This is a genomic window from Streptomyces sp. NPDC053541 (assembly GCF_044544705.1).
In the GTDB taxonomy this organism is placed as follows: domain Bacteria; phylum Actinomycetota; class Actinomycetes; order Streptomycetales; family Streptomycetaceae; genus Streptomyces.
In genome coordinates this window covers 713,192-735,696 of sequence record NZ_JBITXM010000001.1, presented here as the reverse complement: position 1 = coordinate 735,696, position 22,505 = coordinate 713,192, and the positions used below count along the sequence as shown (strand labels likewise).

The following is a 22,505-nucleotide window of genomic DNA, read 5'->3' as shown; positions in this document are numbered from 1 at the left end:
GTGTCATGACCACAACCCCGCCACGATCCTCCCTGCTCACCCCCGCCCGCTGGATGGTGCTGCCGGCCGCCGTGCTGGCCGGCGCGGTCCTCGGCGGCGGCTACGGCGCCCTGAAGACCCCCGAGTACGCGGCGACCAGCTATGTGATCGTCGTCCCCGGCGAGAAGTCCGACCCCTCGGCCGCGCTCGGCTTCGCGCAGGCGTACGGGCGGGTCGCCACCGACATCGCGGTGACCGGCGACGCCCAGGTGTGGGCGGGCGTCTCCGCGGCCACGCTCCGGCAGAGCGTCCAGGCGGCCACCTCCCCGGACGCGCCGATGATCTCGATCACGGCCCGCTCGGAGAAGCCGTCGACGGCGGTGTCGATGGCCGACGGCGTGGCCCGCGCGCTCGTCCTCAACAGCGGGCACGTGGCCGCGAACACGGGCGTGAAGGTCGTCCAGTTCTCCCGCGCCACCAAGCCGCAGCAGCCGGTGTCGCCGTCGGCGCCGCTGTCCGCGCTGGTCGGCGGCTGCGCGGGCGGACTGTTCGGCGGCCTCGTGCTGCTCGTCCGCCCCAAGCGCCCGGCGCGCGCCGAGGCACGGCACTCCCGGCAGGCGGGCGCCGCGGGAGGCGCGGCCCAGGTGCCGGGCCCGGCGGGCGCCGCGCAGCAGCCGGAACCGGAGGCGGTGTGAACCGCGGCGCCTCCTTCCTGACCGAGATCGTCCACGACTGCGCCGAGTTCGAGCGGCTCGGCCCCGAGTGGACGGCGCTGTACCGGCGGTGCGCCACGGCCACCCCGTTCCAGTCGTACGCGTGGCTGCACTCCTGGTGGCTGTCGTACGGGCGCCCCGGCGCGCTGCGCGTCGTCCTGGTGCGACGGCCCGACGGGACGCCGGCCGGCGCGGCGGCGCTGATGCGGGCGCCCGGCCCGCTGCCCGCGCTGACCGCGCTCGGCGGCGCCATCACCGACTTCACCGACGTGCTCCTCGACGACTCCTGCCCCGAGGCGGCGCCCGCGCTCGCCGGCGCGCTGGCCCGGGCGGCCCGCGGCGCCGTGATCGACCTGCGGGAGGTACGGCCGGGGGCGGCGGCCGAGCGGGTGTACGCGGCTTGGCGCGGGCCCCGGCGGCGGCTGCCCGACTCGCTGTGCCTGGAGCTGCCGGCCGTCCCCATGGAGGCGCTGCTCGAACGCATCCCCTCCGGGAAGGCCCAGCGGGTGCGGGCCAAGCTGCGGAAGATGGACGCGCTCGGCATCGACCAGCGGATCGTCCCGGCGGCCGAGGTCCCGGGCGCCCTGGAGCGCCTGCTCCGGCTGCACCGGCTCCAGTGGCAGGGCCGCGGGGTGACCGCCGAGCACACCAGCGAGCGGTTCGCCCAGCACCTGGCGCGGGCGGTGCGGCCGATGGTCGAGCGCGGGGACGCGATGGTCACCGAGTTCCGGCTGGGCGGCGACGTGGTGTGCGCCGACCTGACCCTGATGTCCCCGCGGCTCGCGGGCGGTTACCTGTACGGGGCCGACCCCGAGCTGCGGGCCCGCAAGGTGGACGTGGCGGCGATGCTGCTGCGCCACGGGGCCCGCGAGACCAGCGCGAGCGGCCGGGCCACGCTGAGCATGCTGCGCGGCACCGAGCCGTACAAGCACCACTGGCGGCCCGAGACGGTGCCCAACCAGCGCCTGATGATGGCCGCTCCCGGCTCGGCGCCGCTGCTGTGGCTGCGCGCGGGCGCCGCGAACGGGCGCCGCTGGGCGGCCGGGCAGGCGCGCGAGCGGGAGTGGCTGGGCCGCGCGGTCGGGCGGCTGCGCGGCACGGCCGGAACGCCGGACGGCGGCGGAGGATGAGCTCCTCCGCCGCCGCGGCCGGGCGCGGGCGCCCGGTGACACCGGGCGTCAGAACGGCCAGACGCCGTTCAGGGCGCCCTTCCAGTCGATCTTCAGCCCGTTCTGCCAGCCGACGGCCGGCTTCTCCGGCTGGGCCGGCAGGGCGGGCTGCGCGGGCTTGGCGGGCATCGCCGGCAGGGCGGGCATCGCCGGCAGGGCGGGCATCGCCGGCAGGGCGGGCATCGCCGGCTTGGCGGGCTCCTTCACGGAGTCCTTCCAGGACTCCTTCCAGGAGGTGTCCTTCGGGACGCAGATCGGCCCGCCGATCCAGCTCTCGACCCACGAACCGAGGTTCAGCTTCCAGCAGTCGGGCTTGGGCTCAGGCTTCGGTTCCGGCTTGGGCTCAGGCTTCGGTTCCGGCTTCGGCTCGGGCTTGGGCTCAGGCTTCGGTTCCGGCTTCGGCTCGGGCTCAGGCTTCGGCTCCGGCTTCGGCTCCGGCTTGGGCTCGGGCTTCGGCTCCGGCTTGGGCTCGGGCTCGGGCTTCGGCTCCGGCTTCGGGATCGGCACTGTCGGGTCGGTCGGGTCGGTCGGGTCGGTCGGGTCGGTCGGCTCCGTCGGCTCCGTCGGCTCCGTCGGCTCCGTCGGCTCCGTCGGGACCTGCGGCTGCTCCACGCCGTACAGCATCTGCCGGAACACCAGCGAGGACTGCGGATTGTCCTCGCACTGCCAGACGCCGTGCGGGCAGTAGTCGGTGATCGTGTGGTACAGCGGCTGGTGCAGCTTCATCCATTCGAGCATGCGCCGCATGTACGCGGGGTTGTCTCCGTTCCGGAACAGGCCCCATTCCGGATAGGAGATCTGCTTTCCGTGCTCGGCCGCGAAATCGACCTGCGCCTGGAGTCCGTACGGCTCCTTGACGTGGTCGTCGAAGGTCGAGCCCGGCGGCTGGTCGTAGGAATCCATGCCGATGATGTCGACGACGTCGTCACCGGGATAGCACTCGGTCCACGGAATGGCGTCGCGGCCCCGGCTCGGGTTGAAGTCGAAGCGGAACTTCTGGCCCGGCACCGAGCGCATCGCGCCGACGATCCGGTTCCAGTACTTCTTCCACGCCGTCGGGTCCGGTGCGCACCGGCTGGTGTACGTCGTGCCGTTCATCTCCCAGCCGAGCACGATCACCGTGTCCGTGGCGCGCAGGTCGACCAGGCGCTGGGCGAGGGTGCGGAAGTGCTCGTCGTAGTAGCCGGCGGCGCCGAGCTGGAGCTGGCGGCGGACCTCGTAGTCGGAGACCCCGGCCTCGTTGCGTTCCAGCATCGGCACGTTGAGGACGAACATCCGGTCGGCCCGCTCGTTGCGCCAGGCCGCCCAGGAGTCGAGGAAGCCGGGCGGACCCTCGATGTTCGACCAGAGGTCACCGGGGAGGTAGGTGTGCCCGACACGGAGTTCGTGCCCGCCGAGCCAGCGTTCCAACTGGGCGATGCGGGCGACGCCGACCGGGCCCGACTCCAGGAAGGCCCCCATGGCGCTGGAGAGAGTCGGTTGGGGGTCCCGGGTCGTTACGGATGCGGCGGAGTGAGCGTGAGCGGGGGATGACAGCACGACAGAACCTGACGCAAGGAGACCGGCGGTGAACACCCCCAGCCACACCCTCGAAGTTCTGCGGTTTCGGTTGACCATGGCAGCTTCTCCTTACTCTCGCGCCGCGTGATGGACCGTCAGTCAGATCTTCCGAAAGTATTCCTAATGCGCCGACCGAGAACTCCGCTTCCATCCGCTCAATAGTCCTTTCGAGGATTCCTCATCGCCCAATTGGGGCACCCGAGACGAAGGAATGCCGTGCCGAGTTTTGACACCCGCGTCCCCGCGGTCCTTGTGCGGCTCGACCCGAACCCCTTTCACCACGGCACGCTCGGCGCCGTGCGTTCCCTGGGGCGGGCGGGCATCGCGGTGCACGCGGTGGTCGAGTCGCCGGCCAGCCCGGTCGCCCGCTCCCGCTACCTCCGCGGCGCGCACCGCCGCCCCGCCGAGCCCTCCCCCGCCGAGCTCACCCGCCTCCTGCACCGCATCGCGGACCTGCTCGCCGCCGACGGACCGTCAGCCGGCGGCGGTACGCGGTCGGCCGACGGAGCGTCACCTGGCGCGCTGCTCGTGCCGCTCGACGACATCACCGCGCTGCTGCTCGCCGAGTGCCGGCCCGAGCTGGCCGGGCGCTTCCTGCTGCCCGACCAGTCGCCCGAGCAGCTCACCCGGGTCGCCGACAAGGCCCAGCTCGCCGAGACCTGCCGGAGCCTGGGCCTGCCCCACCCCCGTACCGAACTGCCCACCGGCGCCGACGAGGCCGCCGCCATGGCCTGGTCGCTCGGGCTGCCCGTGGTCGCCAAGTGGAGCCGTCCCTGGCTGCTGCCGCCCGGCGCCGGGCTGCGCAGCACCTCGGTCGTCGGCTCGCTCGCCGAGGTCCGCGAGCTCTACGCCCGCACCCCGCAGGCCGGCAGCCGGCTGCTGCTCCAGGAGCTGCTGCCGGCCGGGCGGGACCTCGACTGGTTCTTCCACGGGTACGTGGACTCCGCCGGCGGCTGCGCGACCGGCGCCACCGGGCGCAAGGAACGCTCCTGGCCCGACGGCGCCGGGCTCACCGCGGTCGGCCGGTGGACGGCGAACCCGGCGGTGGACACCGCGGCCCGGGAGCTGCTCGCCGCGCTGGGCTACCGGGGCGTGTGCGACCTCGACTTCCGGCTCGACCGGGAGACCGGCGCCTACCACCTGCTCGACTTCAACCCGCGGCCCGGCGCCCAGTTCCGGCTGTTCGCCGACCGGGACGGGCTCGACGTGGTGCGGGCCATGCACCTGGACCTCACCGGCCGGCCGGTGCCCGCGCACCGGCCCGGGTACGGGCGCCGCTTCGTCGTGGAGAACTACGCGGCCCTGTCGTACCTCTCCTCCCCGCGCCGTCGCGGCGCGCCCGAGCCGGCCGTCCCGGTCGGGGCGCCCGGCCGGAGCGAGGCGGCCTGGTTCGCCGCCGACGACCCGTGGCCGGCCCTCGCGATGCTGCGGGCCTGGTGCGCGCACGCCGTGCGCAAGGGGCTGCTGACGCTGCGTCGGCTGCTGATCGGCGCCGCCCGGGCCCGCCGGGCGACGGCCGCCGTCCCGGCCCAGCCCGGTGCCCCCGCCGCGGCCACACCGTCCCCCTCCCCCCGCTCCGCTGCGGAGCCCACCGACCGGATGCCCCAGCGATGAACCCGACCGGCACCACCACCGGCACCACCGGCACCACCGGCACCACCCGACACACGACTTCGAAGGCGGAACGCGCATGTACGACCTGGTGATTGTGGGAGCGGGCCCGTACGGCCTTTCCGTGGCCGCGCACGCGGCGGCGCACGGCCTGAACCTGCGGATCTTCGGCCGCACCATGGAGTCCTGGCACGCCATGCCGTCCGCGATGTACCTGAAGTCCGAGCCCTGGGCCTCCCACCTCTCCGACCCCGGGGGCGCCTACGGGCTCGACGCCTACGCCGCCACCCGGGGCGTGCGCGCCGAGCACGGGGTGCCGCTGCCCGTCGGCTTCTTCGCTGCGTACGGCGACTGGTTCGCCCGGCAGGCGGTGCCCGCGCTCGACGAGCGCCTGGTCACCTCCGTGTCCCCGGACGGGGACGGCGGCTACGCGGTGACCGCCGAGGACGGCGAGACGGTCCGGGCCCGGACGGTCGCGCTCGCGGTCGGCGTGCTGCCCTTCATGGAGGTGCCCGGGCCGCTGCGCGGGCTGCCCCGGCGCCATGTCACCCACTCCAGCCACCACGGCGAGCTGGACGGCTTCGCGGGCCGGGACGTCACCGTGATCGGCGCCGGACAGGCCGCCCTGGAGACCGCGGCCATCCTCACCGAGCAGGGCGCGGAGGTACGGATCCTGGCCCGGGCCGACCGCCTGAACTGGAACACCGTGCCGCCGGCCCTCGACCGCGGCACCTGGCGCTCGCTGCGGGCGCCGCACACCGGGCTCGGCTGCGGCTGGCAGAACAAGCTGTACGCGGACACCCCGGGGATCTTCCGACGGCTGCCCGCCGCCACCCGTGAGCGGATCTTCGACTCGGCGCTCGGCCCGGCCGGCGCCTGGTGGCTGCGCGAGCGCTTCGCCGCGGTGCGGGACGTGCGGCTCGGGCAGCGCGTGAGCGGTGCGGCGGTCACCGCGGACGACCGGCTGCGGCTCGACGTGACCGGGCCGGACGGGGCCACCGGGGTCGTGGAGACCGACCACGTGATCGCGGCGACCGGCTTCGTGCCGAGCCTGGACCGGGCCGACGTGCTCGCGCCCGGGCTGCGCCGGGAGCTGCGCCGGGTGGGCGCGGGCGGGGCGCCGGAGGTCGGCGCGCTCTTCGAGTCCTCGCGGCCGGGCCTGTTCCTCGCCGGGCTGCTCACCGCGCCCTCGTACGGGCCGTCGATGCGCTTCGTGTTCGGCGCGGGCTACACGGCGGGGCGGCTGGTGAAGGGGGTGCGGCAGCGGCTGCGGGCCGGTGCCGGGCGCATCGGCCGGCCGCGTACGGGCGAGGAGCGGGTGACCGTCCCGGCCTCCTGAGGCCGGGACGACACAGGACCGGCCCCGGGGTGCGCGCGAGCGCTCCCCGGGGCCGGCCGGTGCCTTCGGGCCCGTCGCGTCAGTGGTTGACGCAGACGTTGCCGATGGCCGGGTTCAGCAGACCGATCACGTTCACGCTGTTGCCGCAGACGTTGATCGGGACGTGGATCGGGACCTGGACCACGTTGCCGGACAGGACGCCCGGCGAGCCGACGGCCACGCCCTCGGCGTGCGAGTCGGCCATCGCGGGGGCGGCGGCACCCAGGGCCATGAGCAGACCGGCAACGGCGACCGCGGCCTTCTTGCACTTCATTTCGTCTGGATCCTTTCTGCGGCGGAAGAGAATTCACGGCTTTCGTGATTACGGGAGCCCGGGGACTTCCGCCTTCCGCTGCACGGTTCTCAACGACCCTGCCACGAAAAGGAAACCTTCGGATGGTCCGACCGGGCTCCTTCACTCCATTGCCGCGCACCCGAATGGTCAACGCGGCCAAATAGGTGTTCTCGTCAGCCGTTCCCACTCCCGGTCCGGCACTCCGGGCACGGCCCGGCCTGCCTCTTCCCACTGACGGGCCAGCGAGGAATAGAGCGGGAAGGGTTCCCGCTCCGGTGGCGGGTCGGGAACATAACGGCTCTTCGGAATGAAGGCCATGCGCTCCCATTTCCCTGGATCGGGGGCCATTTTCGCTCCTTTCGCCGATGTTCCGGCATCATGGCACAGCCGCCGCAGGAGAGTGATTCGAACTGCCGGTGTCGCGTCGCGCACCTGTGTGCGAGTGCGTCCGAATTAACGTTCCGCCATGAAATTCCCCCCTTCCCCCGGGCGCCCGGGCTCCGGCCCGCGCCCCCGCCGCGGACGCGGCCGCGTGCTGCTCCTGTCCACGGCCCTGGTCGCGCTCGGCACGGGCGCACTGGCCGCGGCCCCCTCGGACCTGCCCTCGCCGAAGACGGGTCTGAACCTGCTGGTGGTCGGCGTCGACGGGCGCAAGGCCGTGACCGCGGCCGAGAAGAAGAAGTTCCGGCTCGGCAGCCGGGAGTGCGCCTGCACGGACGTGATCATGCTGGTGCACGTGTCGGCGAAGAACGACCGGGTGAGCGTGGTCAGCCTGCCGCGCGACTCGCTCACCGAGTTCCCGGAGGGACACCTCGACCGGCGTACGCACGAGGAGCACGAGGCCCATCCGGCGAAGATCAACAGCGCCTGGGCCGAGGGCGGTCCGGCCTTCACCATCGAGACCGTGGAGGCGATGACCGGGGTCGAGGTGCACCGCTATCTGGAGATCGACTTCCGGCGCTTCATGGACACCGTGGACGTCTTCGACAAGGGCGTCCCGATCTGCACGAAGAGCGCGCTCAAGGACCCGGTGACCGGGCTCGACCTGAAGGCCGGCACCAAGCAGGTGCGCGGCGGCGAGGCCCTGCAGTACGTCCGCTCGCGCCGGGCGGACGGCAAGATGGACTTCGGGCGCATCCAGAAGCAGCAGCTCTTCGTCGCCAACCTGCACCGCAACCTGCGGGACGGGCTGCTGCGGAGCCCGTCCGCGCTGAAGTCCTTTGCCTCGGTGCTGCGCGGCAAGGGCGCGGCGGAGCGCGGGATCTCCGTCCCGGAGCTGGTCTCGCTCGCCGGGCGCCTGAAGGACCTCACCCCGGCCCGTACCGAGTTCGCGGTCGTGCCCGTCGCGGGCTTCAACCCGACCATCGAGGGCGTGGGGTCGACCCTGGCCTGGGACGGGGAGTACGCCGACGAGGTCTTCGCGGCGATGCGCGCCGACAAGGCGCTGCCCAAGGCCCGGCCGGAGCCGACCAGCGACGTCCCGCGGGGTCTCGGCGACTACAAGCCGGTGAAGGGCGGCTCGCTGCTCTGCAGGTGAGGCGGCCGCCCTCCCGTACGCCGATCCCTCAGCGGCCGAGCCTGCGGGCGAGCAGCTCGGGGTCGGTGGCGGGGGCGTCGCACACGAAGTGCCGGCACACGTAGGCGGCGGCCAGTCCGTCGACCAGGGGCCGGTCCTTCAGGAGCGGGAACTCCTCGCCGTCGGGCCGCCCGGCGGCGAGGACCGCGCCCGGCGTCGTGGCGTGCAGGGCGGTCCGGCGCAGGGCCCGGAAGCCCTCGTCGTCCGGGGCGCCCACCACGGCGATCTCCCGGGGCCCGTCGCGCAGCGCCTCGGCGACGGCAAGGCCCCAGCCGATGAACCGCGGGGCGCGCGGGGCGAGCGCCCTGACCACGCCGAGCGCCCGCTCGGCGGCGGTCCGGTGGGCCTCGGAGCCGGTGTGGGCGGCGTAGGAGAGCAGCGCTCCGGCGGCCGCGGTCCAGCCGGACGGGGTGGCGTTGTCGGTGGGGTCCTGGGGGCGGCGGATCAGCTGCTCGGCGTCGTGGGCGGTGTCGTAGAGCGCGCCGCCCTCGGCGGTGAAGCGGTCGAGGACGAGGTCGAGCAGGAAGCCGGCGAACTCCAGCCACACGCCCTCACCGGTGACGGAGGCGAGCGCGAGGAAGCCCTCGGCCACGTCGGCGTAGTCCTCCAGGACCCCGGCGTTGGCGCCCGCGCGCCCGTCCTTGGAGGTACGGGTGAGGCGGGCGCCGTCGTCGAGGTGCACCCGCACGAGCAGGTCGGCGGCCTCGGTGGCCCGCTCGACCAGGTCGGGGCGGTCGAGCAGCGCTCCGGTCTCGGCGAGGGCGGCGACGGCCAGTCCGTTCCAGGCGGCGACGATCTTGTCGTCGCGGCCGGGGCGCGGGCGCTCCTCGCGGGCGGCGAGCAGCCGCGCCCGGATCGAGGCGATGCGGTCGGCGTCGGCCACGCCGCCGTCCTGCGGGAGCTGGAGCACGGAGCTGCCGTGCTCGAAGGTGCCCTCCTCGGTGACGCCGAAGTGGCGGGCGGCCAGGGCGGCGTCCTCCGCGCCGAGGACCGCTTCGAGCTGGGCGGGCGTCCAGGCGTAGTAGGCGCCCTCGACGTGCTTGCCGGTCCCGTCGTCGGAGTCGGCGTCGAGGGCGGAGGCGAAGCCGCCCTCGGGGGTGCGCAGTTCGCGGACCATGAAGTCGGCGGTCTCCAGGGCGACCCGGCGGGCCAGGTCGCTGCCGGTGGCCCGCCACAGGTGCGCGTACACCCGGCACAGCAGCGCGTTGTCGTACAGCATCTTCTCGAAGTGCGGCACGACCCAGGAGCGGTCCACGGCGTAGCGGGCGAAGCCGCCGCCGAGCTGGTCGTAGATGCCGCCGCGGGCCATCGCCTCGCAGGTGTCGGCGGCCATCTGGAGGGCGCCCTCGGAGCCGGTGCGGGCGTGGTGGCGGAGCAGGAACTCCAGGACCATCGAGGGCGGGAACTTGGGGGCGCCGCCGAAGCCGCCGGCCGTGGCGTCGTAGTCGCGGGTGAGGCCGAGCAGGGCCTGGGCGAGCTCCTCGTCGCCGGGGACGCCGTCGCCGGCGTGTGCGAGGGAGCGGGCGGACAGGTCCTCGACGATCTTCGCGGCGACCTGGGAGACCTCCTCGCGCCGGTCGCTCCACGCGCGCGTGACGCCGTCGAGGACCTCGGAGAAGGACGGCATGCCGTGCCGGGGCTCGGGCGGGAAGTAGGTGCCGAAGTAGAAGGGCTCGGCGTCCGGGGTGAGGAAGACGGTCATCGGCCAGCCGCCCTGACCGGTGGCGGCCTGCACGGCCTCCATGTAGACGGCGTCGACGTCGGGCCGCTCCTCGCGGTCCACCTTCACGGCGACGAAGTGCTCGTTGACCAGGGCGGCGGTGGCCTCGTCCTCGAAGGACTCGTGGGCCATCACGTGGCACCAGTGGCACGAGCTGTAGCCGACGCTGAGCAGCACCGGGACGTCGCGGCGGCGGGCCTCGGCGAAGGCCTCGGCCGACCAGGGCCACCAGTCGACCGGGTTGTCGGCGTGCTGGAGGAGATAGGGCGAGGTCTCTTGGGCCAGTCTGTTCGGCATGGCCCCATCCTCGCGCACCCGGGGCGGCGGCGGGCGGGGAAACGCGCCCGGCCGGTGCCGGGCGGCAACACCGCCCGTACGCCACGGGTGGACCGGGCGCCGACGGGGCAGGGATGACGGAGAAGCGGCCCCGCTCCTCGCACTGGCTCTGCGAGGAACGGGGCCGCTTCAGCGGGGCCGTGGAGATCAGCCGCCGACGTTGCCGTTCTGGGAGAGGACCTCGCCCAGGATGTGCGACAGCGCGTCGTCGCCCTTCTGCTGCACGGAGTTCTGGGTGCAGGTCTGGTTCGACATCGGGTTGCCGAGAACGTCCTGGACGGCGATCGGGACACCGATGAGGGCGCCGATCGGAACCTGGGCCTCGACCTTCTGGACGTCGAAGCAGTGCAGGACACCACCGTTGACGAGACCGAAGTTCGGGCTCATGTAGCCACCGGTGGAGTTGCTGCCGATGGACTGCTTCGAGGTGTTGCCGATGATGTTGGCGCTGCCGCCGTCGTTGCCGGCCGCCATCGCCGTGGTCGCGGACATGCCGGCGACGGTGGCCGCGACAGCAGCGGTAGCAAGAACCTTCTTGATCACGAGTCTTCCTTCTTGAGCTCGATGGCCCGGAGCTCGATGGCCCGGAACTGCTCCGTTGACCGAAGCGCCCTGATCAACTGGCCCGCGAAGGATTGGTTCCGGCGCGTCACCCGGATGCGGTATTCGGCACATGAACGCCATCGGACGGGCACTCGACGGGCAGCCGTTCGGGCGTCCGGCGCCCCGGCCGGGGACCCTTGGGAACACCGGGCGGCGGCGCCCCGCCCCCGCGCCGGCGGCGGCGGCCGGGGGCTCCGGGGACCGGACTGTTCGAGAGGAGACCGCGCCGCCGGGGCGGACGCCGGCGGGCGGGAAGGCGGGGCGCGGGGCGCCCCGGCAACGCCCGCAGGGCCCCGGCGGTGCCGGGGCCCTGGGTCGTGCCGCTCGCTACTTCTTCGCCGGGCTCTCGCCGGCCGGGGCGGCGCCCGCGGCGGCCGGGTCGGGGGCCTCGGTGAAGTCGATCTTGTGCATGTGGCGGTTCATCGACTTCATCAGACCCCAGACGGCCAGCGCCAGGACGGCGAAGACGACGAAGCCGAGGACGCCGGGGGTCACCTTGTTCTCGTCCAGCTCCTTCGCGGCGAAGGGGACGAGCTCGGTCAGGGCCAGGTGTGCGCTCATAGCTAGCTATTGTCCCGGATGCCCGCGAAGAGGTCGCTCTCGGGGAGGGAGGTGTCCACCAGGGACTTGCTGAGCTCGTACTCCTCGGTCGGCCAGACCTCCTTCTGGATCTCCATCGGGACCCGGAACCAGCCGCCGTCGGGGTCGATCTGGGTGCGGTGGGCGATCAGCGCCTTGTCGCGGATCTCGAAGAAGTCCGCGCAGGGCACGAAGGTGGTGAGGGTGCGCTCCTTGCGGGAGAACTCGTCCCAGCGCTTCAGCCAGTCCCCGTACGGAGACTCCAGGCCCCGGTCGAGCAGCGCCTGGTGCAGGGCCTCGGTGCGCGGGCGGTTGAAGCCCTGGTTGTAGTAGAGCTTCTGCGGCTGGAAGGCCGGGCCGAACTCGGCCTCCGGGTACTTCTCGGTGTCGGCCGCGCCGTCGAAGGCCACCATCGAGATCTTGTGGGTCATGATGTGGTCCGGGTGCGGGTATCCGCCGTTCTCGTCGTAGGTCGTGATGACCTGCGGGCGGAACGCGCGGATCTTGCGGACCAGCTCGCCCGCGGCCGCGTCCACGTCCTCCAGGGCGAAGCAGCCCTCGGGGAGCGGGGGCAGCGGGTCGCCCTCGGGCAGGCCCGAGTCGACGAAGCCGAGCCACTCCTGGCGGACGCCGAGGATCTCGCGGGCCTCGTCCATCTCCTTGCGGCGCACCTCGTGGATGTTCGCCTCGATGTAGGGGTCGCCCTGGAGCTTCGGGTTGAGGATGGAGCCGCGCTCGCCGCCCGTGCAGGTCACCACCAGGACCTCCACCCCCTCGGACACATACTTGGCCATCGTCGCCGCGCCCTTGCTCGACTCGTCGTCGGGGTGGGCGTGAACGGCCATCAGTCGCAGCTGCTCAGTCAAGACTCGGTCCTCAGTCATTCGTCGCCTAGGGAGGTCTCTATAGTGACGGAATCGGGGGAGGGAAAATTCCGGACCCCGGCGGCGAGAGGAACGATCATGGGCGCGGTGCGAGAGCGGCTGCCGGAGGGGCGCTACGGGCGCTCGGCGGACGCGCGGGCCGACCGCAAGCTGATGATCGCCGGAGCGGTGCTCGGCACCCTCTTCCTCGCCCTGATGGGCTGGTTCGGCTGGCACTACGTGGTCGAGAGCAGGATCAGCGCCGAGATCATCAAGTTCGAGGTGACCGGCGACAGCGAGGTCCAGGTGCACCTGGAGATCCGCAAGGACGCCGACGCCAAGGGCGTGTGCACGCTGCGCTCCCGCTCCGAGGACGGCGCCGAGGTCGGCCGCAAGGACGTCCGCGTCGAGGAGAACACCGGCCGGCTCGACAAGGTCTACTCGATCCGCACCACGGCCCGCGCCACCAGCGCCGAGCTCATCGGGTGTACGGCGCGGTAGCGGTGGGTAGGGAGCGGGGGTAGAGCCCTCCGCAGGTCACCCCGGTGACCTGGGGTGACGTAAAGCCCGTGAATATGTCCTCCCGCTTTTCGCCACTCATTGTTAGGCTCGTGGTTTCGCCCGCTCGGAAGGCGCACGCTGTAAACAGAGCTTTCCGCGCAGGGCGAGCTTTTGTATTCCCAGTACCTACGAGGAGCACCTGTGACCCAGACCAGCGAGAACGTCACCTGGCTCACCCAGGAGGCGTACAACAAGCTCAAGGAGGAGCTTGCGTACCTGTCTGGTCCCGCGCGTACCGAGATCGCCGCGAAGATCGCCGCGGCGCGCGAGGAGGGCGACCTGCGGGAGAACGGCGGGTACCACGCGGCCAAGGAGGAGCAGGGCAAGCAGGAGCTCCGGGTCCGCCAGCTCACGCAGCTCCTGCAGAACGCCAAGGTCGGCGAGGCCCCGGCGGACGACGGCGTCGTCGAGCCGGGCATGGTCGTGACCATCGCCTTCGACGGCGACGAGGACGACACGATGACCTTCCTGCTCGCCTCCCGCGAGTACGCGAGCGGTGACATCGAGACCTACTCCCCGCAGTCGCCGCTGGGCCTCGGCGTCAACGGCAAGAAGGCCGGCGACGACGCCGAGTACGAGCTGCCGAACGGCAAGATGGCCATGGTGAAGATCCTCAGCGCCAAGCCGTACACCGGCTGAGCCGGGCTCTTCCCGTACGGAGGGCCGGATCCCGCGCAGGGGTCCGGCCCTCCGTCGTGCCCCGTGCGATGATCGGGGCGTCGGCCGCAGGAGGGGGAGGGGCGGATGCTGGGACCGTTGCGTGCGGGGACGCCACGGCGGATCGGACCGTACGAGCTGCTCGCGCGACTGGGCGCCGGCGGCATGGGCGAGGTCTTCCTGGCGCGGGACACCCGCCCCGACGCTCCCGAGGGCGGCTACGTCGCCCTGAAGACCGTGCGCGGCGACGTCGCCGGCGAGCCCGCCTTCCGCGAGCGCTTCCGCCGCGAGATCCGGGTGGCCGGCCTGGTGCGCAGCGCCTACGCCGCCGCGCCGGTCGGCGGGGACGCCGACGCCGCCACCCCGTGGCTCGCCACCGCCTACGTGCCCGGCCCGAGCCTCGCGCAGGCCGTGCGGCGCGGCGGCCCGCTGCCGGTCCCGGCGGTGCGGGCGCTCGGCGCGCGGGTCGCCCGCGCGCTGGCCGATCTGCACGCCGCCGGGGTGCTGCACCGGGACCTCAAGCCGGGCAACGTGATGCTCGCCGTCGACGGCCCGCGCCTGATCGACTTCGGCATCGCGCGGGCGAGCGGGGCGACCACCATGACCGGAACCGGTCTGATGATCGGCACGCCCTCCTTCATGTCGCCCGAGCACGTGGCGGGCGCCCGGCACGTGACCGGCGCCTCGGACGTCTTCTGCCTGGGCTCGCTGCTCTGCTACGCGGCGACCGGCGAGGACCCGTTCGGCGACGGTCCGGTCGCCGCCGTCCTCTACCGCGTCGCGCAGGCGGAGGCGGACCTGGAGCGGGTGCCGGACGAGCTGCGCGGGGTGGTGGCCGCCTGTCTGTCCCGGGACCCGGCCGCGCGGCCGGCGCCCGAGGCGCTGGTGGAACTGCTCGGCGGCATCCAGGGGCGCGCGCCGGCCTGGCCGGAGGCCGTGCGGGAGCACATCGGCGAGTACGGGCGGGAGCTGGCCCAGCTCGTCGCCGCGGGCGGCCCGCTGCTCGAACAGCCCGCGGCGCCGGCCCCGGCCGCCGTGCCCGGGACGCACGAGGCGCCGACGCTCGCGCCCCCGGCGGCGGTTCCCGCGCCGAAGCGGCGTCAGCGCGGCCTCGTCGCCGCGGTGGCCGCCCTCGCGTTACTGGGCGGCGGGATCGGTGCCTTCCTGCTGTGGCCGGACGCCCCCGGCTCGGAGGGGCCGGCGAAGGCCGGTCCGACCGCCGCGTCCGGGCCACGGGTCCCGGGCGTGGACGACCGGGGCCTGGCGGACGGCTCCGGCGTGGTCCCGCAGAACGCGGCGCAGCGCCCGGCCGGCTGGAAGCCGTGGCGGACGAAGCTGTCGGCGCCGGCCTTCGGCTGCTCCGGCAACGAGAAGGCGCTGGTGTGCCGGACGACGGACGGCCGCTACGAGGCGCTGGACCCGGCGAACGGCAGGCGGCTGTGGAAGGCGGACCTGGTCGAGGACCCGCGCCACCACCTCAGCTTCGTCGGCCCCACCGGCGGCATCTTCATCGCCGGCGACACGGCCCGCCCGATCGTCCACGACGGCCTGGCGGTGCTCGCCACCGGCCCGCGGGTCCAGGTGCGGGACGCCCGCAGCGGCGCCGTGCGCTGGGAGAAGGAGGCCTGGGCCCAGCAGGGCGAGGGCAGCCGCCCGATCGTCGGCGACGGCATCGTCTTCGTCGCCGCCCAGGCACCGGGCGACGACGCCACCAGCCAGACCTGGATGACGGCGTACGCGCTCGCGGACGGCCGGAAGCTGTGGTCGAAGGGGCTGACGAACGCCGAGATCCCCCGCTCGGACTTCCGGGACTTCGAGCCGGTCGCCTACGCCAAGGGCCTGGTCTACGCCCTCAGCGACGGCGGCATCGTGGCCTACGACGCCAAGACCGGAGAGACGTACGGCCAGGTCGACGACGACGCCCGGACCTGCGAGGAGCTCAAGGTCCTCGGCGCGGACGCCTACTGCGTGGACGTTCCGCACGCGCAGGACGTGCCGGTTTTCGCGCACCGGCTCGACGCCACCACGCTGGCGACGAAGGCGACCCTGCCGGCGGCCGTCACCACGGTGCGCCCCGCGCTGCTGACCCCGCTGGCGGTGGCGTCGGTCGACGAGCACGGCACGCTGGTCGTCCGCGATCCGCGCGACGGCCGGGAGCTGGGCCGCTTCCCGGGCACGCCCACCCCGGCCGGTCTGGCGCAGGCCTGGTCGGCGCCGCTGCTCGCCGGCGACCGGATCGTGTTCGCCGACTACTCCGCGCTCCACACGCTGCGGCTCGGCCCGGACGGCCGGCCCTCGAAGCTCACCAGCACCCCGCTGCGGGGGGCGCCCGGTCCGCGGGTGGACGAGGATCCGCCGAACCCGGCCGACGGCGAGCCGTACGACCTGATGATCCGGGCGCCGGAGGTGCTGCCGGTCGGCGGGATCGCCTACGCCGTGTTCGACCAGGGGGTCGTGGCCTCCGTGGAAATCCCCCGGTAGTCCGGGCGACAGCCCGTCCCGGGCAGAAAGGCGCGTCGACCGTGCTGGAAGCACTCCCCGCCGGGCCGCCCCGGCTCGTCGGCCCCTACCGGCTGCTCGCCCGGCTGGGCGCGGGCGGCATGGGCGAGGTCCATCTGGCCTGCCGTGCGGACGCGCCGACGGCCGACCCGTACCGCATGGTCGCGGTGAAGACCGTGCGCGAGGAGCTGGAGCTCGACCAGGACTTCCGGGTGCGCTTCCGGCGCGAGATCACGGCGGCGCGGGCAGTGGACAGCCCCTGGGCGGCGCGGCTCGTGGACGCGGACGCCGACGCGCCGGCGCCGTGGCTGGCGACCGAGTACGTGCCGGGGCCCTCGCTCGCCGAGGCGGTCGCCCGGGCCGGGGCGCTGCCGGCCGCGGCGGTACGGGAACTGGGCGGCGCGCTGGCCCGGGCGCTGGCGGCGGTGCACGGGGCCCAGGTGCTGCACCGGGACCTGAAGCCGGCGAACGTGCTGCTCGGCGCGGCCGGGCCCAAGCTGATCGACTTCGGCATCGCGCAGGCCTTCGGGGCGACGGCGCTGACCTCGACCGGTCTGGTGGTCGGCTCGCCGGGCTTCATGTCGCCGGAGCACCTGGTGGGCGGCCGGGCCGTGGTGCCGGCCTCGGACGTGTTCTGTCTGGGCGCGGTGCTGGCGTTCGCGGCGAGCGGCGAAGGGCCGTTCCAGGACGCCGAGATGGCGGCGGTGATCTACCGGATCAGCCGGGCCGAGGCCGAACTGTCGGGCGTGCCCGCGGAGTTGCGGCCGGTGGTGGAGCGCTGTCTGCGGCTCGACCCGGCGGAGCGCCCGTCGGCGGCGGAGCTGGTGGAGCTGCTGGGTTCCGAGGACGCGGGGGATGCGGCAGGCGTGGAGGACGCCGGGGGCGCCGGGGACGCTTCCGCGGGCCGGGTGTTCCCGTGGCCGGCCGGGGTGCTGTCGCTGCTCGCCGAGTACGGGGAGGCGGCGCGCGAGGTCGGGGAGGCGGCGGCCTCGGGCGCGGGGCTGGCCGAGCTGCCGACGATGGCGCCGGTCGTCGCGGTGCCGTACTCCCCCACGGCGGCGGTCGCCCGGCCCGGCGGCCCCGGTCCCGCCGGCCCTGAGGTGCCGGAGCCGCGGGCGCGCCGGCGGTGGGCGCGGATCGGTGCCGCGGCGCTCGCGGTGGCGGTGGTGGCGACGGCGGGCGTGGTGCTGCTGAACCGGCAGGGCGGGGGCGGTGGTGCGGCGGGCGGCGGCCCCACGGCTTCGGGCGCGCCCTCCGTCTCGGCGTCCGGCCCCGGGGCCCCGCGCACGCTGAGCCAGGTGGTGCTGCCGTACGGCGGGGAGGGTCGCACCGGCGACTTCGGGAAGGACACGGCGGGCCGGGAGCACCGCCCGGCGGGCTGGTCGCCCTTCATCGTGGAGACCGGGCAGGAGGTCGACGCCTGCGCGCTGGCCCCGCGGGCCGTGGTGTGCGCGGGGAGCGGCGGCTCGGCGGTGGCGCTGCGCGCCTCGGACGGCACGAAGCTGTGGGCGGTGCCGCCCCGGACCCGGCCCGAGGACTTCGGGATCCTCGCGACGCCGGGGTATCCGGCCGTGGTCGGTGACACCGTGTACGTCACCGGGCGGGCGGGCGTGACCGCGTACGGCCTGGCGGACGGCAAGGAGCGCGGCAGGATCCCGGCGCCGACCGGCGGCTGGGCGCAGAAGAGCTCCGACCTGCGCGACGGGGTCCTCTACTCCAGTCACGTCCTGCCGGGCGGCGACGCGGCGGGGATCGTCACCGCCGTCCGCCTGGACGGCAGGGGCGGCGGCAGGACGCTCTGGCGCCATGAACTCGACCAGGTGCCCGAGGAGACCGTGGTCGGCGCGGGCCGGGTGTACGTGGTCGGCGGCAGGGGCCTGGTCGCGCTCGACCTCGCGAGCGGCCGGGAGACGGCCCGGGCTCCGGAGGCCGTGTCCTGTTTCCGTCCCGTCGTGGGGAAGCGGGTGGTGCTCTGCGAGGAGTCGGAGGGCGGCGTGGCCGTGCTCGACGCCCGGACGCTGCGGCCCCTGCGCACGCTGGCCCCGGGCCTGGAGGTCGCCGGCGGTCCCGCCCTGCGCGAGACGGACGGCGGGGGCGGCGGGACGGTGGCCGTGGTCGGCGACCCGGGCGAGAGCTGGAAGCAGGTGACCACCTACGACCTGGCGAGCGGGCGCGAGCTGATGCGGGCGGAGGTGCCCGCCGCGGCAGAGCGGGTGTACTTCGCCGGCGACCGGCTGCTGGTCGCGGGCGGCCGGGAGATGTACTCCTTCGGGGCCTCGGGCCGGGACTCCCGGGGGCGGACCTTCGAGATCGACCTGCCGCAGAACATCGACGACAAGCGGCTGACCTCGGTCGACGCGCTCGTCAGCGGAGGGGCGTTCTTCCTCCCCTTCGCCGACGTGCTCGTCTCGGGCTATGTGCCCTGAGGGGCTGCGCCGCGCGCCCGGGGCCGGGGCGGCTCAGGCCGTGGCCGAGCGGTACTTGCGCACGGACAGGGTGCGGAACACCGCGATGATCAGCACCGACCAGAGGAACGAGGCCCACACCGGGTGCTGCATCGGCCAGGCGTCGGAGGGCGAGACGCCGGGGTTGCCGAAGAGCTCGCGGCAGGCCTGGACGGTGGCGCTGAAGGGGTTCCACTCGGCGATCGGCTGGAGCCAGGAGGGCAGCTTGCTGGAGTCCACGAACGCGTTGGAGATGAACGTGACGGGGAACAGCCAGATCAGGCCGCCGGACGTGGCCGCCTCCGGGGTGCGGACCGAGAGGCCGATGAGCGCGCCGATCCAGGAGAAGGCGTAGCCGAGGAGGAGGAGCAGTCCGAAGGCGAGGAGCGCCTTGGGAACGCCCTCGTGGATGCGCCAGCCCACGAGGAGGGCGACGATCACCAGGACCACGACGGTCAGCGCGGTCTGCACGAGGTCGGCGAGGGTGCGGCCGGTGAGGACCGCGCCCCGGGCCATCGGCAAGGAGCGGAAGCGGTCGATGAGTCCCTTGTGCATGTCGTCGGCGATGCCCGCGCCCGCGCCGGCCGTGGCGAAGGTGACGGTCTGGGCGAAGATGCCCGCCATCAGGAACTCGCGGTACACCTCGGGCGAGGTGGAGGTGCCGATCTGCATCGAGCCGCCGAAGACGTAGCTGAACAGCACGACGAACATGACCGGCTGGATCATCCCGAAGATGATCATCTCCGGGATGCGCAGCATCCTGATCAGATTGCGCTTGGTGACGACGAGCGAGTCGCCGATGGACTGGGCGAGGGCGCTCCGGGGCCTGGGCGCACGCGTGACGGCGTCGTTCAGGGTGGTCACTTGACCGGCTCCTTCACCTGGTCGGGGGCCTTGGCGCGGCGGCCGCGGGCGTCGGCGGGCGGCTCGTCCTCGTCCGCCTGCTCGGCGGCGTGGCCGGTCAGCGAGAGGAAGACGTCGTCGAGGGTGGGGCGGCGCAGCCCGATGTCGTCGATCTCGACGCCGACGGCGTCGAGGTCGCGGATGACCTCGGCGAGGAGCCTGGCGCCGCCGGAGACCGGGACGGTGAGCTTGCGGGTGTGCTCCTCGACGCTGATGTCGGCGCGGGCGACGCCGGCCGCGCCGTAGCGGGCGAGGACCTCGCGGGCGGCCGGGATGGTCGCGCGGTCGTGGACCACGACCTCGACGCGCTCGCCGCCGGTCCGGGCCTTGAGCTGGTCGGAGGTGCCGCGGGCGATGACCCGGCCGTGGTCGACGACGCAGATGTCGTGGGCCAGGTGGTCGGCCTCCTCCAGGTACTGCGTGGTGAGGAGCAGGGTGGTGCCGCCGGCGACGAGTTCCTGGATGACCTCCCACAGGGCCTGCCGGTTGCGCGGGTCGAGGCCGGTGGTGGGCTCGTCCATGAACATCACGGGTGGTGAGACCACGAGGGCGGCGGCCAGGTCGAGCCGGCGCCGCATGCCGCCGGAGTAGGTCTTGGCGGGGCGGTCGGCGGCGTCGGCGAGGTGGAAGCGTTCCAGCAGTTCGTCGGCCCGGGCCTTCGCCGCGCGGCCGGTCATCTGGTAGAGCCGGCCGACCATCTGCAGGTTCTCACGGCCGGTCAGGTACTCGTCGACGGCGGCGAACTGGCCGGAGAGGCCGATCGAGCGGCGCACCTCGTTGGGGTGCGCGAGCACGTCGATCCCGGCGACCTCGGCGCGGCCGCTGTCGGGCCTGAGGAGGGTGGTGAGCACGCGCACGGTGGTCGTCTTCCCCGCGCCGTTCGGGCCGAGCAGGCCCAGGACGGTGCCCTCGGGTACGTCGAGGTCCACCCCGTCCAGGGCTCGTACGTCGCCGAAGGTCTTCACCAGACCCTCGGCGTGAATCGCGCCTGGCATGCGTTCTCCCAGTGATTCGTGATCTTTTGAGAGGTTCTGTCCAAGTCTAGGAACGCCGAGCGGGCAGCGCCCTGCGTCCGAGTGACCTGTCACACACGCTAACGCGATACATCGCGATACACAACCGTTGGCCTACGCCTGGCAGGCCGGTGTCACCCCAGGACCGTGTAGCCCGCCTCCCGCAGCGCCTCCGTGACCTCCTCGCAGTGCTCCGGGCCCTTGGTCTCCAGGTGCAGCTCGACCTCGGCCTCCGTCAGGCCGAGGCGGGGGTCGGTGCGGACGTGGCTCACGTCCAGGACGTTCGCGTCCACCACCGTCAGGACCGCCAGCAGCGTCGCCAGCGCGCCCGGCCGGTCGGTCACCTTCAGGCGCAGGCTGAGGTAGCGGCCCGCGGCGGCCATGCCGTGCCGCAGGATCCGCTGCATCAGGAGCGGGTCGACGTTGCCGCCGGACAGCACCGCCACCACCGGGCCGCGGCCCCGGAACGCCTCCGGGTCGGCGAGCAGCGCCGCCACCGGGCTCGCCCCGGCCGGCTCCACCACCAGCTTGGCCCGCTCCAGACAGAGCAGCAGCGCCGAGGACAGGGCGTCCTCGGAGACCGTGACGACCTCGTCCACGTACTCCCGGACCAGCTCGAACGGCACGTCGCCGGGCCGCCCCACCTTGATCCCGTCCGCCATCGTGACCGGCGACTCCACGGCCACCGGGTGCCCGGCCGCCAGCGAGGGCGGATACGCCGCCGCGCCCTCCGCCTGCACGCCGACCACCCGCACGTCGGGCCGCAGCGACTTCACCGCGAGGCCGATGCCGGCCGCGAGCCCGCCGCCGCCGACGCCCACCACGATCGTCCGCACCTCGGGGCACTGCTCCAGGATCTCCAGGCCCACCGTGCCCTGCCCGACGATGACGTCGGGGTGGTCGAAGGGATGGATGAACACGGCGCCGGTCTCCCGCGCGTACTCCTCCGCCGCCGCCAGCGTCTCGTCCACCACGCTGCCGTGCAGCCGCACGTCCGCGCCGTACTCGCGGGTCGCCGCCACCTTCGGCAGCGGGGCGCCGACCGGCATGAAGACCGTGGCGTGCACGCCCAGCAGGGCCGAGGCGAGCGCCACGCCCTGCGCGTGGTTGCCGGCCGACGCGGCGACCACCCCGGCCGCCCGCTGCTCGGGCCGGAGCCCGGCGATCCGCACGTACGCGCCGCGCAGCTTGAAGGAACCGGTGCGCTGGAGGTTCTCGCACTTGAAGTGGACCGGCGCCCCGATCAGCGCCGACAGGTGCCGGCTGCCCTCCATCGCGGTCACCCGGGCCACCCCGGCCAGCATCTTCTGCGCCCCTCGCACGTCGTCGAGCATCAGCGGGTGCAAGGGGCGTGGCGTACCGAAGCTCATGACAGCAGTCTCCCAGGTCACGGGCCCCGCGGCCGCCCGGCGGGCGGGCCGCAGGACGGGTTTGCCCAGCGCCGGTACGGACCCCGGCGGGGCCGCGTACTCTGTCCCCCACCAACCGCCCCGCCGCACGAGAGAGCCCCACAGCCATGCCCACATCTCAGGACATGACGACTGAGCTTGACCCCGGTCTCCTCGACGCCCTCCAGCACCAGGTGGCCGTCTTCGCCCGACGTGCCGAACAGACCCGGCTCGGCGGCACCGGACAGCTCCGCAACTCCATGGACCGCGCCGCCTACCTGCTGCTCAACCGGCTCGACCGGGAGGGCCCGATGGGCGTGAAGGCGCTGGCCGCGGGCATGGGCATCGACTCCTCGACCGTGACCCGGCAGGTCGCCCCGCTCGTCGACACCGGACTGGTCAAGCGCACGTCGCACCCCGAGGACGGGCGCGCCGTGGTGCTCCAGCTGTCCCCGCGCGGCCAGGCCCGCCTGGAGGAGGTCCGGGCATCCCGCCGCGAGCTGATGGCCGAGGTCACCGACGGCTGGACGCCCGCCGAGCGCGCGTCCTTCTGCGCCCTGCTCACCCGCTTCAACTCCGCCCTCTCGGCCCGCCAGTCGGGCCTGCCGGCCGGCACCGACGCCACCGCGTCCAAGTCGTGACCTCGCGCCCCGTTCAC

At 73.9% G+C, this 22,505-nt stretch carries 18 protein-coding genes and 1 pseudogene; 10 read left to right on the top strand and 9 right to left on the bottom strand.

Annotated features, from left to right (window positions below):
• Nucleotides 1-5 precede the first annotated feature (5 nt).
• Together ACIGW2_RS03685 and ACIGW2_RS03680 are read left to right on the top strand one after the other, a co-directional pair.
• Nucleotides 6-674, top strand: a complete 669-nt coding sequence (locus tag ACIGW2_RS03685; RefSeq protein ID WP_399840816.1) for a lipopolysaccharide biosynthesis protein — start codon at nt 6-8, stop codon at nt 672-674.
• Complete coding sequence (locus ACIGW2_RS03680) at nt 671-1,822, top strand: GNAT family N-acetyltransferase (protein WP_361586657.1); 1,152 nt, start codon at nt 671-673, stop codon at nt 1,820-1,822. Before ACIGW2_RS03685 ends, ACIGW2_RS03680 begins: the two co-directional genes overlap by 4 nt.
• A 510-nt stretch (nt 1,823-2,332) precedes the next feature.
• On the opposite strand, the pseudogene ACIGW2_RS03675 reads toward ACIGW2_RS03680, so the two are convergent.
• Nucleotides 2,333-3,478: pseudogene (locus ACIGW2_RS03675) on the bottom strand (glycoside hydrolase family 26 protein); the annotation flags it as partial.
• A gap of 240 nt (nt 3,479-3,718) precedes the next feature.
• On the opposite strand from ACIGW2_RS03675, the gene ACIGW2_RS03670 reads away from it, so the two are divergent.
• Together ACIGW2_RS03670 and ACIGW2_RS03665 are read left to right on the top strand one after the other, a co-directional pair.
• Nucleotides 3,719-5,035, top strand: coding sequence for an ATP-grasp domain-containing protein (locus ACIGW2_RS03670; protein WP_399840813.1), 1,317 nt, complete (start codon nt 3,719-3,721; stop codon nt 5,033-5,035).
• Nucleotides 5,036-5,111: 76 nt separating this feature from the next.
• On the top strand, nt 5,112-6,371 hold the full coding sequence (locus ACIGW2_RS03665) for an FAD-dependent oxidoreductase (RefSeq protein WP_399840811.1): 1,260 nt from the start codon (nt 5,112-5,114) through the stop codon (nt 6,369-6,371).
• Nucleotides 6,372-6,450: 79 nt separating this feature from the next.
• Here ACIGW2_RS03665 and ACIGW2_RS03660 read toward each other — a convergent pair whose 3' ends face one another.
• Entirely contained in the window at nt 6,451-6,684 is a 234-nt protein-coding gene (locus ACIGW2_RS03660; protein ID WP_356071494.1) for a chaplin, read from the bottom strand.
• Nucleotides 6,685-7,171: 487 nt separating this feature from the next.
• Between ACIGW2_RS03660 and ACIGW2_RS03655 the strand changes: the two genes are divergently transcribed.
• A complete protein-coding gene (locus ACIGW2_RS03655) occupies nt 7,172-8,242 on the top strand; it encodes an LCP family protein (RefSeq protein WP_399840809.1) in 1,071 nt (356 codons plus the stop codon).
• Nucleotides 8,243-8,270: 28 nt separating this feature from the next.
• Here the strand turns inward: ACIGW2_RS03655 and ACIGW2_RS03650 are convergent, their stop codons facing one another.
• The 4 genes from ACIGW2_RS03650 to mca form a co-directional block, all read right to left on the bottom strand.
• Nucleotides 8,271-10,298: a thioredoxin domain-containing protein gene (locus tag ACIGW2_RS03650; protein ID WP_399840807.1), complete on the bottom strand. Its 2,028-nt coding sequence runs from the start codon at nt 10,296-10,298 to the stop codon at nt 8,271-8,273.
• Between the two features lie 186 nt (nt 10,299-10,484).
• A complete protein-coding gene (locus ACIGW2_RS03645; protein WP_356071503.1) occupies nt 10,485-10,880 on the bottom strand; it encodes a rodlin in 396 nt (131 codons plus the stop codon).
• A gap of 387 nt (nt 10,881-11,267) precedes the next feature.
• Nucleotides 11,268-11,501: a hypothetical protein gene (locus ACIGW2_RS03640; protein WP_391653032.1), complete on the bottom strand. Its 234-nt coding sequence runs from the start codon at nt 11,499-11,501 to the stop codon at nt 11,268-11,270.
• Nucleotides 11,502-11,503: 2 nt separating this feature from the next.
• Nucleotides 11,504-12,385 carry a mycothiol conjugate amidase Mca gene (gene mca / locus ACIGW2_RS03635; protein ID WP_361586443.1) on the bottom strand — a complete coding sequence of 294 codons (882 nt, stop codon included), beginning with the start codon at nt 12,383-12,385 and terminating at the stop codon, nt 11,504-11,506.
• 96 nt (nt 12,386-12,481) lie between these two features.
• Between mca and ACIGW2_RS03630 the strand changes: the two genes are divergently transcribed.
• The 4 genes from ACIGW2_RS03630 (at nt 12,482) to ACIGW2_RS03615 (ending at nt 18,525) form a co-directional block, all read left to right on the top strand.
• Nucleotides 12,482-12,883 carry a DUF4307 domain-containing protein gene (locus ACIGW2_RS03630; RefSeq protein ID WP_356071511.1) on the top strand — a complete coding sequence of 134 codons (402 nt, stop codon included), beginning with the start codon at nt 12,482-12,484 and terminating at the stop codon, nt 12,881-12,883.
• Between the two features lie 201 nt (nt 12,884-13,084).
• Nucleotides 13,085-13,582, top strand: coding sequence for a transcription elongation factor GreA (gene greA / locus ACIGW2_RS03625; RefSeq protein ID WP_356071513.1), 498 nt, complete (start codon nt 13,085-13,087; stop codon nt 13,580-13,582).
• A gap of 105 nt (nt 13,583-13,687) precedes the next feature.
• Complete coding sequence (locus ACIGW2_RS03620; protein ID WP_399840804.1) at nt 13,688-16,081, top strand: PQQ-binding-like beta-propeller repeat protein; 2,394 nt, start codon at nt 13,688-13,690, stop codon at nt 16,079-16,081.
• 41 nt (nt 16,082-16,122) lie between these two features.
• Nucleotides 16,123-18,525 (top strand): protein kinase, encoded by a 2,403-nt coding sequence (locus ACIGW2_RS03615; protein ID WP_399840803.1) that lies wholly within the window; start codon nt 16,123-16,125, stop codon nt 18,523-18,525.
• Nucleotides 18,526-18,558: 33 nt separating this feature from the next.
• Here the strand turns inward: ACIGW2_RS03615 and ACIGW2_RS03610 are convergent, their stop codons facing one another.
• The 3 genes from ACIGW2_RS03610 to ilvA form a co-directional block, all read right to left on the bottom strand.
• Nucleotides 18,559-19,407 carry an ABC transporter permease gene (locus tag ACIGW2_RS03610; RefSeq protein WP_391653037.1) on the bottom strand — a complete coding sequence of 283 codons (849 nt, stop codon included), beginning with the start codon at nt 19,405-19,407 and terminating at the stop codon, nt 18,559-18,561.
• Nucleotides 19,404-20,441, bottom strand: a complete 1,038-nt coding sequence (locus ACIGW2_RS03605; RefSeq protein ID WP_356071524.1) for an ATP-binding cassette domain-containing protein — start codon at nt 20,439-20,441, stop codon at nt 19,404-19,406. The genes ACIGW2_RS03610 and ACIGW2_RS03605 overlap by 4 nt, the downstream gene beginning before the upstream one ends.
• 152 nt (nt 20,442-20,593) lie before the next feature.
• Entirely contained in the window at nt 20,594-21,829 is a 1,236-nt protein-coding gene (gene ilvA / locus ACIGW2_RS03600; protein ID WP_391653039.1) for a threonine ammonia-lyase, read from the bottom strand.
• A 146-nt stretch (nt 21,830-21,975) separates the two neighbouring features.
• On the opposite strand from ilvA, the gene ACIGW2_RS03595 reads away from it, so the two are divergent.
• Nucleotides 21,976-22,488, top strand: coding sequence for a MarR family transcriptional regulator (locus tag ACIGW2_RS03595; protein WP_361586426.1), 513 nt, complete (start codon nt 21,976-21,978; stop codon nt 22,486-22,488).
• The last annotated feature ends 17 nt before the right edge of the window (nt 22,489-22,505 follow it).